Here is a 13,221-nt window from a genome sequence, read left to right on the forward strand (position 1 = left end):
TCTAAATCTCCTGTTTGCCGTGGCGATAATTGGACGGGCCTGTGCTGCGGAACTTTTCGCGAAAATGGCTGGCCTTTGGGCCGTCAGCGTCTTTTATGACATCGCTTAGATAGGCGCCGACCACGACATTGGCTTGCCCTTGGGCAAAGACCAGGCTTGCCTTGGCCAAATCACGATCTGTGATCACGGAAGCCTTCGTTAAATCTGGGGTCCAGCTGTGTGGAAAGCGCAGGTAAATGACTTCTCCCGACTTCAAATCATTGGCGGTGACGACTTTTGAGATGGGTGTTACAGGCATAGATCAGCCTCCTGTGGTTGAAAGACATGGGACACAGCCGTCCGGGGCGAAATCCCGTACAGCAGCACCACCGGTCCGGCCAAGTTGTGCAGCGCCTCCGTCAGCGCATTAAGTGGGGCCGACCGTATGACCTGGTCGGGGCGTGAGCAGTTTTCAATGATGCTCACAGGCGTGAGAGGATCGGCGCCATGCATCAGCAAGCGCCCTTGGATGAAGCGTGCGGCTGTCTTGCCCATATAAATCGCCGCGACCGCGTCCGGTTTGGCCAAGTCGCGCCAATCGTGCTCTGCGTATCCGGCCATGTCGTGGCCTGTGATCACCCTAAGTTGACTGTTGCGCCCGCGTCGGGTCAAGCTGCGCCCCAATGCAGCGGCGGCCGCTGAGGCCGCGGTGATGCCCGGCACAATGCTGTAGGAGATGTCCTGGGCGGCAATCGCCTCTAGTTCCTCATCTAACCGACCAAAGACCGTGGGATCGCCCGACTTTAAGCGCAGAACCTGCGCCCCCCGCGCCACATGTTCGACAATCAAGTGATGAATATCATCCTGCGCCATGGCCGGGCCGAATCCCGTTTTGCCGACCTCAATCACGGTGGCCTCACGACGCGCCAGCTCTAGGATGCGCCGATCCACCAATCGATCATGAAGGATTACATCGGCTTCATGCAGCAAAACACGGGCCTTGTGGGTCAGAAGGGCGGGGTCACCCGGGCCCGCACCGACAAAATCCACATGGCCTGGCTTGGGACTGGCGCTTTTAAACTCCGCAAGCAATTCATGCAAAACCCGCTTTGCGCCCGCAACACCTTCAGCGTCATAGGCGGCGGGGCCTTTGGAAAAATAAAAGCGACTCCAAAAATCGCGGCGGATACGGCCAAAGGGCAGCGCCTCTGCCAATGATCGGAAGGTTTGACCAATGCTGGCCAAGGCGCCAAGGTTTTGCGGCAAACGCTCCTCAATGTCGCGTTTAATGGCTCGTGCAACCACCGGAGCGGTGCCTTCGGTGCCAATGGCCACGGTTACGGGGTCACGGTCAATAATCGCTGGGGTGATAAATTGCGACTGTTCTAAATTATCAACCCAGTTGAACCATGTTCCGGCGGATTGCGCGATCTTTTGGGTCCGCGCATCGCAGCTGTCATCTTCGCTGGCCGCATAGATCAGCTGCGCTTGGCGTGCCTGGTCAAGGGTGAGGGGAGCTTTTGAAATTTTCAACAGGTCCGCTTGTGCCCAAGCGCGTATTTGTGCCGCTGGAGCCGGGTCATAAACTGTAATGTCAGCTTCGGTTTTGAGCAAAAGTCGCAATTTGGCAACCGCCGCAGCGCCGCCCCCCACCAAGGCGACCGGCCTTTGTGCCACATCCAGAAAAACGGGAAAATATTTCATAACTCTGCCTCCAGTGCGGCAATATTAGAAAATTGTTCTGGTATTTGACCAGATACCTGCGGTAATAAGGATGAAATCTTCGCAGCGGCGCGGGATGCGCGCGCTTGTTCTCATTGGAAGGAGGAAATCGGATGACTGTTCGTCTGGATACGGTGGATCGTAAAATTTTATCTGAGCTGCAAAAGGATGCCAGCCGGTCCTTGGATGACATTGCCAAGACAATTGGAGCATCCAAAACGCCGGTTTGGAACAGAATCAAAAAACTGCGCGAAGCGGGGGTGATCAAACGCACCACGGTTGAGCTGGATGCCGAGGCGCTTGGCTTTGAAGCCTGCTTTTTTGTGTTGATCCGCACCTCCGAACATGAGGCCGATTGGCAAGATCGTTTTCTGACCGCGTTGCAAAACCGGCCAGAAGTGCTCGAAGCGCATCGATTGGCAGGCGAGATTGACTATATTTTGAAAGTGATTGTGCCAAATGCGCGGGCATATGACAAATTTTACCAAGCACTTATCTCAGAGGTGCGGGTGTTCAACGTGACAGCGCTTTTGAGCATGGAGGAGTTGAAATCTGGCGGCGGATTGAGCCTTGATCCGTAGGGATCGCGGCATTGAGGTGAGCGCGCGTATTTCGCCAAATACGGCGGCGGGGGAAAGAAATGCAAAATAATGGCCAAAAGCTCTTCGTGCCGCTTGACGCTGCCGGGCGGCTTGCTTAGAGAACCCTCAGTCCTTCAAGACACACAGTTGGCGGTTGTAGCTCAGTTGGTTAGAGTACCGGCCTGTCACGCCGGGGGTCGCGGGTTCGAGCCCCGTCAACCGCGCCACTGTGAGATTGTAAAGACGGATGCGCGGTTGTAGCTCAGCTGGTTAGAGTACCGGCCTGTCACGCCGGGGGTCGCGGGTTCGAGCCCCGTCAACCGCGCCATTTTCGTCCAATATTTCAAGATCATGAAACTAGATCATATCGCTGGCCAAAGGCGTGGTGGTGGCTACCCATACAGCCTGTGCAAGATCCTTGCCCAGCTGCGAATGCCTTTATGAAAGCTCCGCAGGTCGTATTTTTCATTCGGACTGTGAATCGCGTCATTATCGCGGGCAAAGCCAATCAACATCGCATCCATCCCGAGAATCGACTTGAAATGCCCGGCGATGGGGATCGACCCGCCGCATCCAACAAAGGCGGCCGGATTGGGCCATTCGTCAGAGAGCGCCGCGCGTGCGGCGTCAAAGGCCGGGTTGTCGATGGACATTTCAGATCCGGCGGAGGCGCCATGGGATTTGAACGCCGCGCTGCAATCGGCCGGCAGCAGGGCGCGTACCATAGCGCGGAAATTCTCGCGGATTACATGGGGGTCTTGCTGGCCAACCAAGCGGAAAGAGATTTTCGCATGGGCCTGGCTTGGCAAAACAGTTTTAAATCCTGCACCTGTGTAACCGCTCCAGATACCATTCACCTCGCAGGTGGGGCGTGACCAGATCATTTCCAGGGCGCTACGCCCTTGCTCGCCGGCCAGATCGGACAGATCCACCTGTCCCAAAAATCCCTCTTGGTCAAAGTTAAGCCCCTCCCATTGCGCGGCAATCTCAGGCGGCAGCTCTGGCACGCCGTCGTAAAACCCGGGGACAGTGATGCGGCCTTGGTCGTCATGCAGAGCCGCGATAATTTTTGCCAAAACCCGAGCCGGGTTCATCGCCGGTCCGCCGTACATGCCGGAGTGCAGATCCTTGGACGGGCCTGTGATGGTCAACTCCTCGCCCAAAAGCCCCCTCAGGCGGCTGACAATTCCAGGGGTGTCATCGCCAAAAAGTCCGGTGTCACAGATCATCGCAACATCTGCGGTTAACTCTTTTGCATTCTCACGCATGAAGGGCACCAATGAGGGGGAGCCGGATTCTTCTTCACCTTCAAAAAAGAGGCTGATTTTGCCGGGCAGGGTACCATGGACCGCCTTCCAAGCGCGGCAGGCCTCGATGAAGGTCATCAGCTGGCCCTTATCATCTGACGCGCCGCGGGCACGGATCACCGGCCCGAGATCGCCCTGTTCCAAAGTCGGTTCAAAAGGAGACCGATCCCATAGGTCAAGCGGATCCACGGGCTGTACGTCGTAATGGCCATAAAATAAAACATGCGGCCCTTCCGAGCCGGCATGGGCAATGACCATAGGGTGACCCGGTGTGGCGCGCTTGCTGGCGTCAAAGCCAATGGATTTAAGATCCTCGACCAACCAATCCGCGGCTTTGTCACAGTCTTGACCATAGGCCGGGTCCGTTGAGATGCTTGGAATGCGAAGCAAGCTGAAAAGATGCTCAGTTGTCTGGTCGATGTGCGCGTCGATGTGAGCCAAAACGGGGTCGAGCATAGCTGCGGACATGGGGCCTCCAAACAGTTTAATAAATCGAATCTCCCGCCTATTGGTTGGGTATTGGCGCGGTTAGTCAAACAAAAATACGGGGCATTTCGGAATGGTTTAGGGTGATATCAAAGCTGTTACATGCTGAAAATGTCTATTTCTGAAGGAAAAAGGTGGCTAAACCTCGCTTATTGAACCAAATTATAGGCAGAAGCTCTATATTTTTTTCGCCGATATGATATTAATGTTTTATCCGTCCGGAGGCCGTTGGGGGCGCCCGGGGGTAAAATGTGCAGGGCAGCTCCATGATTGGCCGTAAGTCAACACGCCTAAAGAACATTAAAAAACCGTTAAAGCTGAAAGGCTTTGACGATTTTGAGGTGACTCTTGGGGATGTGATGCGCGGGGAGCGTGCGACGCGCGGCAAGTCTCTCATGGACGTGCAACATGACCTTAGAATCAAGGCCACATATATCGCCGGAGTGGAAGATTGCGACCCCTCCGTGTTTGATACGCCGGGATTTATTGCCGGCTATGTGCGTTCCTATGCGAAATATCTTGGTATGGATCCGGACGCCGCCTTTGAAATGTTCTGTAAAGAAAGCGGATTTGAATCTATCCATGGCATGTCGGAGCGTGCGCTGCCCACGCGGCTGAGCCGCGAGGAGCGCTTGGCCGCGTCCATTACCCGCCGGCCCGCCGGTGTCATCGCCAGCACCACGCCATTTTTGCCGCCGAACGAAAGTTTTTTTAACCGGGTCGATGTGCGGGCTTTTGTGTCTTCGGTGGTGCTGATGCTTTTGCTCAGCGGGCTGGGCTATGGGGCCTATTCGGTGGTGCAAAAAATCCAACGTGTGCAAATGGTCCCGGTTGAACAGGCCCCATTGGTGGCCTCTGATCTGGATCCTCTGCGGCCACGCGAGGCGGCCTCTCTTGGGTCTTCCGTTCAAAACGCGCAAAGCGACGATATTTATAGCCGTATCTACCAACCGCAGGCCTTAGACGTCCCCGTTGTGGTGCCGCGGGATGGACCGATCGCCAATATTGATCCAGACCAACGCGGCGCGTTTGCGGCGCAAGAGCCGCCCATGGTCACGGCTTTGGCGGATGAGAGCATTGAAGATATTCTGGCCGATATCGTCAGCCCCGCGCCAGAGCTGGAAGCTGAAGCGGCACTACAGCTGGTCGAGAGTTTTCCCGCGCCGGTGCAGCTTGTCTCGTCTCAAGGTGTTTGGCTAAGGGTCAAAGATGCCGATGGGTCGATCATTTTCGAGCGTATCATGGATGCGCATACGCCCTATGAGGTGCCGCTCAACGATCCCCCGGCGGTGATCGAGCGGGCGGGCAATGCAAGCGCGTTGTTCTTTTTGGTGAATGGCGCGCTCTATGGTCCGGCCGGGGGCAGCGGGCGTGTGGCTAAAAATATTGAACTCTCAGCGGAGAAACTGACGCAAAGCTATGAGCGTTACGCGCCGCAGGATCAGTCGCCGCTTTATAGTTTACTGCTTGAGCTTGAAACTGACCGCGTCAAACCCTAGTCATAAGGCAACAACCTTAACTCGTGAAAGTGTCGCATGTCTCTCAATCATATTCGCCCGTGGCGTAACATTTACCGCCGCAAAAGTCGGCAGATCATGGTTGGCTCGGTTCCGGTGGGTGGGGACGCGCCCATTACGGTCCAGACAATGACCAATACGTTGACCACGGATGTAGCTGCAACCGTTTCACAGATTCAGGCCTGTGCGGATGCCGGCGCGGATATTGTCCGGGTCTCTGTGCCCGACGAGGCCTCCTCCAAGGCGCTCAAAGAGATTGTGCGTGAAAGCCCGGTCCCGATCGTGGCAGACATCCATTTTCACTATAAGCGCGGCATAGAGGCCGCGGAGGCTGGCGCGGCCTGCCTGCGGATCAACCCGGGCAATATTGGCAGCCAAGAGCGCGTGCGCGAGGTGATCAAAGCGGCCCGCGATTATGGCTGTTCGATGCGGATCGGCGTGAATGCCGGCTCGCTTGAGAAACATTTGCTCGACAAATACGGTGAGCCTTGCCCGGATGCGATGGTGGAAAGCGGGCTTGAGCATATTAAAATCCTGCAAGACAATGATTTCCATGACTTTAAAATAAGCGTCAAGGCCAGTGATGTTTTCATGGCCGCCGCGGCCTATCAAGCCTTGGCGGAGGCCACTGATGCGCCGATTCACCTTGGGATCACGGAAGCTGGTGGCCTGATGTCCGGCACGATCAAATCCGCCATTGGTTTGGGAAATCTGCTCTGGATGGGCATTGGCGATACGATCCGCGTCAGCCTCTCGGCCGATCCTGTGGAAGAGGTGAAGGTTGGCTATGACATCCTCAAATCATTGGGCCTGCGTCATCGCGGGGTGAATATCATTTCCTGCCCAAGCTGTGCGCGGCAGGGCTTTGACGTGATCAAAACCGTTGAGGCTTTGGAGCGCCGGCTTGAGCATATCAAAACGCCCATGTCGCTTTCGATCATCGGCTGCGTGGTCAATGGTCCGGGTGAGGCCTTAATGACCGATGTGGGCTTCACCGGTGGTGGGAATGGCGCGGGTATGGTCTATTTGGCGGGGCAGCAAAGCCATAAATTGTCAAATGACGAGATGGTGGAGCATATTGTCAGCCAAGTGGAAACCCGCGCGGCACAGCTCGACCTGGAAGCGGCTGCGGTGGAGAATTCAGCCAACTAAGGCGTTTTCGCCGCGTCCAAAATATCCTGCGCCCTTTGCCATGCCGCCGAGCCGCGCGGCAGGAGGTCTTCGGCCCGTTTGGCCTGTATGGCGGCATTTTGCATATTGCCTTGCAATGCATAGCGCTCTGCAATCGCCAGAACAGCCTGTCCTTGCTGGCCACTGCGGGCAAAGGCTGTGCCGATATCGCGTAAAATTCGCGCATCTCGACTGTCGCGGTTACGGGCCTTTTGCAAAATTTTCAGAGCTTGTGCGTTTGAACTTTTGGTGTTTTGTGCCAGGAGCGATCGGCCATAGCCCCCCAAGATAAGCGCATTGTTAGGCGCCAGCTGGGCCGCGCTGGCATAGGCTTTTGTTGCAGCCGAAAATGCGCGGCTTTCCAATAGAATTTGTCCCTGCAACTCCCGGTAAAATGCATCGTTGGGATGGGCCTCGACCAGCTGGGCCATGTTTTTTTTCGCAGTGCTGCTGCGGCCACTGCGGTGCTCGGCGATAGCTCTGCGCATCAAATCAACGTCTGAACTGCCCGTCGCGCGTGGCAAGGTCCATTGGGGCGCCCGCAGAAATCCTGACAACTTGCCTTGAATGCGTGAAAACCAATAGGCTTGTTTGACATCTGGCCGATGTGAGGGCGCTGTTGCGGCATAGGCGTTAATGGTGCGAATGCGGTCGCGGTTGAGGGGATGGCTGCGTGTATAGGGATCTTGATAGTCTTCGCTCAGATTCGACTGACCGATGAAGAGCTTGAACACTTCGACCATGGCGGCGGGGTCAACCTTGGCCGCATTCATGAACCGCAAGGCCGACTGATCTGCCGCGGATTCCTCAATGCGGGTATGGGCTAGTAAGACACGATTTACCGATCCAGTTGCACCAAGGGCCAGTCCGAGACCCGCATCTGTATGCCCAGCTGCAACCGCGGCGGCGGCAACCAATACGCCAAAGGAGGTGGCGAGTTTGGCCCGCTTGGCATTGGCAAGGCGCCGCGAAATATGCCCATTGCTGATATGCGCCGCCTCATGTGCGATCACCGATTGCAGCTGCGCGGCACTCTTCAGTTGAAGCACAAGTCCGGCATGTAAAAAGATATGCGTGTGATCAATGACAAAGGCATTCAAGCCCATGTCATTGATGATCCAAACCTTCACATTGTCACTATTGAGATTTGCAGCGCGCAGGATCGGCTCGGCCAGCTGCTGCAACCCATATTCGATATCTGGATCGCGCAGCAGGCTGACACTATGGGCGGCAGAGGCGTTGAGGGCGCAAAAAATGGAGAGAGAAATTGCTTTCAAATATGTCTTGAACATGTATCGGTCCTTGGGCCATGTAATAGAGCGTTTGCGAAAGGAAAAGGCATGCCATTGTCGAAACGAAGTCAAGTTGATCCTTTCATTGTTATGGACGTAATGGAAGCGGCGCGTGCCGCTGAGGCGGAAGGTCGCCGAATTGTGCATATGGAAGTGGGGCAACCGAGCACAGCTGCGCCTCTTAAGGCCCGGCAAGCTGTGGCCGCAGCGCTGCCGCATGATGCGATGGGCTATACGGTGGCCCTTGGGTTGCCGGAGTTGCGCGCGGGAATCGCAGCGCTTTATAAACGTTGGTATGATGTGGATTTGGACCCGGCGCGGGTTGTTGTCACCTCTGGCTCATCGGCAGGGTTTCTCCTCGCTTTCACAGGATTGTTCGATCCCGGCGCGCGCGTCGCGGTGGCCGCGCCCGGCTATCCGTCTTACCGGCAAATTTTAAAGGCCCTGGCTCTCACCCCAGTGGATATTCCCACCCATGCCAGCCAAGGCCATCAATTGCGGGTCGCTGATTTGCAACATCAGCAACTCGATGGGTTGCTGGTGGCCTCGCCCGGCAATCCCACAGGCACGATGATTGATAAGCCAAGTTTGGCCGCTCTGGCCGATTTTGCGCAATCTCGAGACATAGGCTTCATATCCGATGAAATTTACCACGGAATTGAATATGACAAAAAAGCCGTCACGGCGCTTGAGGTCACAGATCGGGCCTATGTGATCAATTCTTTTTCGAAGTATTTCTCGATGACTGGTTGGCGGATTGGCTGGCTGGTGGTGCCGGAAAATCATCTGCGCAGTGTCGAGCGTTTGGCGCAAAATATGTTTATTTGCCCGCCGCATGTCAGTCAGCTAGCGGCTCTGGCGGCCCTGCAAAGCCACGATGAAATGCAAGAAAACCTGGCCGTCTATCGCGAGAACCGCCGCCTGATGCTGCAAGGCCTGCCTGAGGCGGGTTTGACGCAGATCGCGCCGCCAGATGGGGCTTTTTATATTTATGCAGATATCTCTGAGTTTGGCGTCGACAGTCGGACCTTTGCTGCGGAAGTCTTACAAGAGGCGGGGGTGGCTCTTACGCCTGGACTGGATTTCGACCCGATCCGGGGGGGGCACACAATTCGGCTGTCCTATGCACAAGCGACTGGAGAAATTATTGAGGGCCTGCGGCGTTTGAAGCAGTTTATGCACAATCGATATGTGTGAAATTTCAGCAAGATTTGGCCTGCAAGACGGGCTTTGAACAATTTGAGCCGCTCTGCGCTTATATTTGGCGCATTCGTGTTTTGACCTGAGCCGGCGCACCGCATATAGAGACGAAAAGACGGAGCCAAACCCCCTATGCCCAGCCTGAGCGCCCTCGGAAAATTAGTCACCAGATCCTGCGCGCGCCTCGCGATGCTGTGCTTGCGCATTTTGGGGGCAATTTTTTCATCGCTGACTTTGGCTGCGGTGTTTGGCGCGGTGGTCTTAGGTGCGATTTTCCTGATCTATGGGCAAGGGTTGCCCAGTCATGATGAATTGGCCAGCTATCAGCCGAAAACAATCAGCCGGATTTACTCGGGTGAGGGGCATATCATCGATGAATTTGCGACCGAACGGCGCCTCTTTGCATCGGCCGATGAGATACCGGATTTGGTGAAGGCGGCGTTTATTTCCGCTGAGGATAAGAATTTCTATAGCCACGCGGGCTATGATCCAGCCGGGATGGCCGCAGCTCTGCGCGACGCGATTGTCTCGCGCGGGGCCAATTTGCGCGGTGCCTCGACCATCACGCAACAGGTGATGAAAAACTTCCTGCTCGATGGGTCACGCTCGGCAGAACGTAAAATTAAAGAGCTGATATTGGCCACGCGAATTGAAGGCACTTTGGATAAAGAAGGTATCCTAGAGCTTTATCTTAATGAGATTTTTTTGGGGCAAAATTCCTTTGGGGTCGCGGCGGCGGCACAGACCTATTTCAACAAATCTCTCGACGATCTTTTACCCGAGGAGGTCGCCTATTTGGCCACCTTGCCCAAGGCGCCATCAAAGTACCATCCTGTGCGCCAGCGTGAGCGGGCCATAGCGCGGCGCAATTTTGTATTGCGTGAGATGAATGAAAATGGGTTCTTGTCAGATATTGAGTATGAGATGGCCCGTAAGAAACCTCTCAAGACCGTTCAAAGTGGCGATTTTGCCAGCTTTCGCAGCAATCTGCCCAGGCGGGATTACCCCACAGATGAGATACGCCGGCAATTGACCCGCGACTTTGGCACGGCTGAATTTTTCACTGGCGGCTATTCCGTTCGGGCGACGATTGATCCGACATTGCAACAGGTGGCGGCGCAAAGCCTGCGGCTCGGGCTTGAAGATTATGACCGGGCGCAAGGCGTGTATCATGGCACAGGTCAGGTGATTGCCGCTGAGCAGCTGGGCGATTGGCGCGCCGCGTTGAGCAAGCTCGACGTGCCGCGCGATATTGTGATCAATCAGCTTTGGCGTCCAGCGGTTGTGTTGGAGCTGATGAAAAGCGATGCGCGCTTGGGTATTGAAGGGATAGAGGGCGACGCTCATATCCTACCGGCCAGCGATGTGACATGGGCGAAAAAGCAAAATAGCGATGGCAGCATCAGCAAATCAGCAGCCAAGCGGGTCAAAGACTTGCTCTCCGTCGGTGACGTGATTTTGGTGTCGCCGGTTGTTAACCCAGAAGATGGGGTCTTTGTGAATTGGTCACTGCGCCAGGTGCCAAAGATCCAAGGCGGGTTTGTCGCCATGGATGTGCATACGGGCCGGGTCCTGGCGATGCAGGGCGGATTTGCCTATCAACACTCCGTGTTCAACCGCGCCACGCAGGCCAAACGTCAGCCCGGCTCTTCTTTCAAGCCTTTTGTCTATGCTGCCGCCCTCGACAGCGGCTATAGCCCAGCGACCATTGTGATTGACGCGCCGATTGAGGTCGACACGCCACAAGGCTTGTGGCGCCCCAAGAATTACTCAGATAAATTCTATGGCCCGACGCCGGTGCGCACGGGTATCGAGCAATCAAGAAATCTCATGACCGTGCGATTGGCTCAGGAATTGGGCATGCCGACGATTGCGCTATATGCGGAGAAATTCGGGGTTTACGATAACATGAAGCCCTACCTTTCGGCCTCACTGGGGTCTGAAGAGACGACGCTTTACAAAATGGTGTCGGCCTATGCCATGTTCGCCAATGGTGGCGAGCGGGTGCAGCCCACCTTGGTTGATCGGGTGCAAGATCGGAACGGCAAAACCGTGTTTTTGCATGATCAACGCAGCTGTGACGATTGCCGAACCCCCGATCTGATGGCCGGCCGCTTGCCCAAGATCACGTCAAACCGCGAGCGGGTGATGGATCCGGTCACCGCCTATCAATTAACCGCGATGATGGAAGGGGTCGTTGAGCGTGGCACAGCCAGCCGGTCGGTCAATCTTCCCGTGCCCGTGGCAGGAAAGACCGGAACCACCAATGAGGCCAAGGATGTCTGGTTCGTGGGCTTCACCAGCAATATCTCGGCGGGCTGTTATATGGGTATGGACCAGCCACAGCCTTTGGGCCGCGGCGCTGGCGGTGGCGGCATGTGTGGACCTGTGTTCAATCGCTTTATGGAGGTGGCGATTGAGCGCTATGGTGCCGGCGAATTCACCGTGCCGGACAATGGTACCTTTATCAACATCAACCGCTTTACGGGCGCGCGTTTGCAGGAGGACGCCGAGGGAGATCATGTGGTCGCTGAATTTTTCCGCGATGGAAGCGAGCCGATTTTTGGTGTGGCTTTTGACGGGGGCTTTCAGGTCAGCAGCAATATGCCCATGTTTGCGGAAGGGGAGACCGAAGAGATGCAACAGGTCATCACCTCCACCGGCAAGACAATCACTGTGGCGCCCCAGGCCTCCTTTGGCTCTTTGTCGTCCGGTGGGCTTTACTGACGAAAATCGGTTGTGGCGCTTGGCAATCGCTCCTGGCTTGGGTAGACCGATCCCAACTGAACTTCATAATCTGGTAGGTTTGATATGCGCGCGGAAATGGTCAATGTTGTGGCAGCCATCGAAAAGTCTTTGGGACTTTTGGCCAAGCGTCTGGACTACGACACCGCGCCCTATCGGTTGGAAGAATTTAACGCCATGATTGAAGACCCCAGTCTTTGGGACGATCAAGAGCGGGCGCAAAAGTTGATGCGGGATCGCCAGATCTTAGTCGATGCCATCGCGACCTATGAGGGAATCCGACAAGATCTGTCAGACAATCTGGAAATGATCGAGCTGGGCGCTGCGGAGGATGACGGAGAGGTCGTCAAAGATGCTGAAGAGGCTCTCAAAGCACTGCGCACCACGGCCGCGGAAAAGGAGCTCGACGCGCTGCTGGACGGGGAGGCGGACAGCAATGATACCTTCCTTGAGATCAATTCTGGCGCTGGTGGGACGGAGAGTTGCGACTGGGCCTTGATGCTATCGCGCATGTACGTGCGTTGGGCGGAGAAAAAAGGGTACACGGTCGAGCTGCAATCGGAAACGGCGGGCGAGGAGGCGGGCATTAAGTCTGCGGCCTATAAGATATCGGGGCATAACGCCTATGGCTGGTTGAAGTCAGAGTCGGGCGTGCATCGCTTGGTCAGGATCAGCCCATTTGACGCCGCCGCCAAACGGCACACGTCTTTTTGCTCGGTGTGGGTCTACCCTGTTGTGGATGACAATATCGAGATTGAGGTCAACCCATCCGATATTCGCATCGATACCTATCGCAGTTCCGGGGCCGGTGGCCAGCATGTGAACACGACAGATTCTGCCGTGCGTATTACGCACCATCCCACTGGGATCGTCGTGACCAGTTCGGAAAAATCACAGCATCAGAACCGCGATATTGCGATGAAGGCTTTGAAGTCTCGCCTGTACCAAATGGAGCTGGATCGGCGCAATGCTGCGATCAATGAGGCGCATGACAACAAAGGCGACGCCGGTTGGGGCAATCAGATCCGAAGCTATGTGCTGCAACCCTATCAGATGGTCAAAGACTTGCGCACCTCCTATGAAACCTCAGACACCAAAGGGGTGTTGGATGGGGATCTCGATGGCTTGATGGCCGCGACTTTGGCGATGAATGCCTCTGGAAAATCGCGGGCGGATGCTCAGGGCGAGTAGAATGCCGCTGACAAAAAAGGCGCGGCCAAAG

The 13,221-nt window shown here is 55.7% G+C and carries 11 protein-coding genes and 2 tRNA genes; 8 read left to right on the forward strand and 5 right to left on the reverse strand.

What is annotated here, in order from left to right; genetic code table 11:
• Position 1: 1 nt before the first annotated feature.
• Together RCA23_RS07355 and cysG are read right to left on the reverse strand one after the other, a co-directional pair.
• Positions 2-298 carry a DUF2849 domain-containing protein gene (locus RCA23_RS07355; protein ID WP_044049766.1) on the reverse strand — a complete coding sequence of 99 codons (297 nt, stop codon included), beginning with the start codon at positions 296-298 and terminating at the stop codon, positions 2-4.
• Positions 289-1,683: a siroheme synthase CysG gene (gene cysG, locus RCA23_RS07360; protein ID WP_044049767.1), complete on the reverse strand. Its 1,395-nt coding sequence runs from the start codon at positions 1,681-1,683 to the stop codon at positions 289-291. The genes RCA23_RS07355 and cysG overlap by 10 nt, the downstream gene beginning before the upstream one ends.
• A 131-nt stretch (positions 1,684-1,814) precedes the next feature.
• Between cysG and RCA23_RS07365 the strand changes: the two genes are divergently transcribed.
• The 3 genes from RCA23_RS07365 to RCA23_RS07375 all read left to right on the forward strand — a co-directional run bounded on the left by RCA23_RS07365 (position 1,815) and on the right by RCA23_RS07375 (position 2,610).
• Positions 1,815-2,282: an Lrp/AsnC family transcriptional regulator gene (locus RCA23_RS07365; protein ID WP_044049768.1), complete on the forward strand. Its 468-nt coding sequence runs from the start codon at positions 1,815-1,817 to the stop codon at positions 2,280-2,282.
• Between the two features lie 150 nt (positions 2,283-2,432).
• A tRNA-Asp gene (locus RCA23_RS07370) sits at positions 2,433-2,509 on the forward strand.
• Between the two features lie 24 nt (positions 2,510-2,533).
• A tRNA-Asp gene (locus tag RCA23_RS07375) sits at positions 2,534-2,610 on the forward strand.
• Between the two features lie 64 nt (positions 2,611-2,674).
• On the opposite strand, the gene RCA23_RS07380 is transcribed toward RCA23_RS07375, so the two are convergent.
• Positions 2,675-4,057: a M20/M25/M40 family metallo-hydrolase gene (locus tag RCA23_RS07380; RefSeq protein WP_044049769.1), complete on the reverse strand. Its 1,383-nt coding sequence runs from the start codon at positions 4,055-4,057 to the stop codon at positions 2,675-2,677.
• Positions 4,058-4,341: 284 nt separating this feature from the next.
• On the opposite strand from RCA23_RS07380, the gene RCA23_RS07385 reads away from it, so the two are divergent.
• The gene (locus tag RCA23_RS07385; protein WP_044049770.1) at positions 4,342-5,574 is read left to right on the forward strand and encodes a RodZ domain-containing protein; all 1,233 of its coding nucleotides are present in this window, start codon (positions 4,342-4,344) and stop codon (positions 5,572-5,574) included.
• A 36-nt stretch (positions 5,575-5,610) separates the two neighbouring features.
• Positions 5,611-6,744 (forward strand): flavodoxin-dependent (E)-4-hydroxy-3-methylbut-2-enyl-diphosphate synthase, encoded by a 1,134-nt coding sequence (gene ispG / locus RCA23_RS07390; RefSeq protein WP_044049771.1) that lies wholly within the window; start codon positions 5,611-5,613, stop codon positions 6,742-6,744.
• On the opposite strand, the gene RCA23_RS07395 is transcribed toward ispG, so the two are convergent.
• Positions 6,741-8,054, reverse strand: coding sequence for a M48 family metalloprotease (locus RCA23_RS07395; RefSeq protein WP_044049772.1), 1,314 nt, complete (start codon positions 8,052-8,054; stop codon positions 6,741-6,743). The genes ispG and RCA23_RS07395 overlap by 4 nt on opposite strands.
• Positions 8,055-8,102: 48 nt before the next feature.
• Here RCA23_RS07395 and RCA23_RS07400 point away from each other — a divergent pair, with 48 nt between their 5' ends.
• Together RCA23_RS07400 and RCA23_RS07405 are read left to right on the forward strand one after the other, a co-directional pair.
• A complete protein-coding gene (locus RCA23_RS07400; RefSeq protein WP_044049773.1) occupies positions 8,103-9,251 on the forward strand; it encodes a pyridoxal phosphate-dependent aminotransferase in 1,149 nt (382 codons plus the stop codon).
• Between the two features lie 192 nt (positions 9,252-9,443).
• A complete protein-coding gene (locus RCA23_RS07405; protein WP_044051382.1) occupies positions 9,444-11,981 on the forward strand; it encodes a penicillin-binding protein 1A in 2,538 nt (845 codons plus the stop codon).
• On the opposite strand, the gene RCA23_RS16845 is transcribed toward RCA23_RS07405, so the two are convergent.
• Positions 11,975-12,100, reverse strand: a complete 126-nt coding sequence (locus RCA23_RS16845) for a hypothetical protein (RefSeq protein WP_268870347.1) — start codon at positions 12,098-12,100, stop codon at positions 11,975-11,977. The genes RCA23_RS07405 and RCA23_RS16845 overlap by 7 nt on opposite strands.
• On the opposite strand from RCA23_RS16845, the gene prfB reads away from it, so the two are divergent.
• A complete protein-coding gene (prfB, locus tag RCA23_RS07410) occupies positions 12,066-13,190 on the forward strand; it encodes a peptide chain release factor 2 (protein WP_044049774.1) in 1,125 nt (374 codons plus the stop codon). The genes RCA23_RS16845 and prfB overlap by 35 nt on opposite strands.
• Positions 13,191-13,221: the final 31 nt, after the last annotated feature.

This window comes from Planktomarina temperata RCA23 (assembly GCF_000738435.1).
GTDB lineage: Bacteria > Pseudomonadota > Alphaproteobacteria > Rhodobacterales > Rhodobacteraceae > Planktomarina > Planktomarina temperata.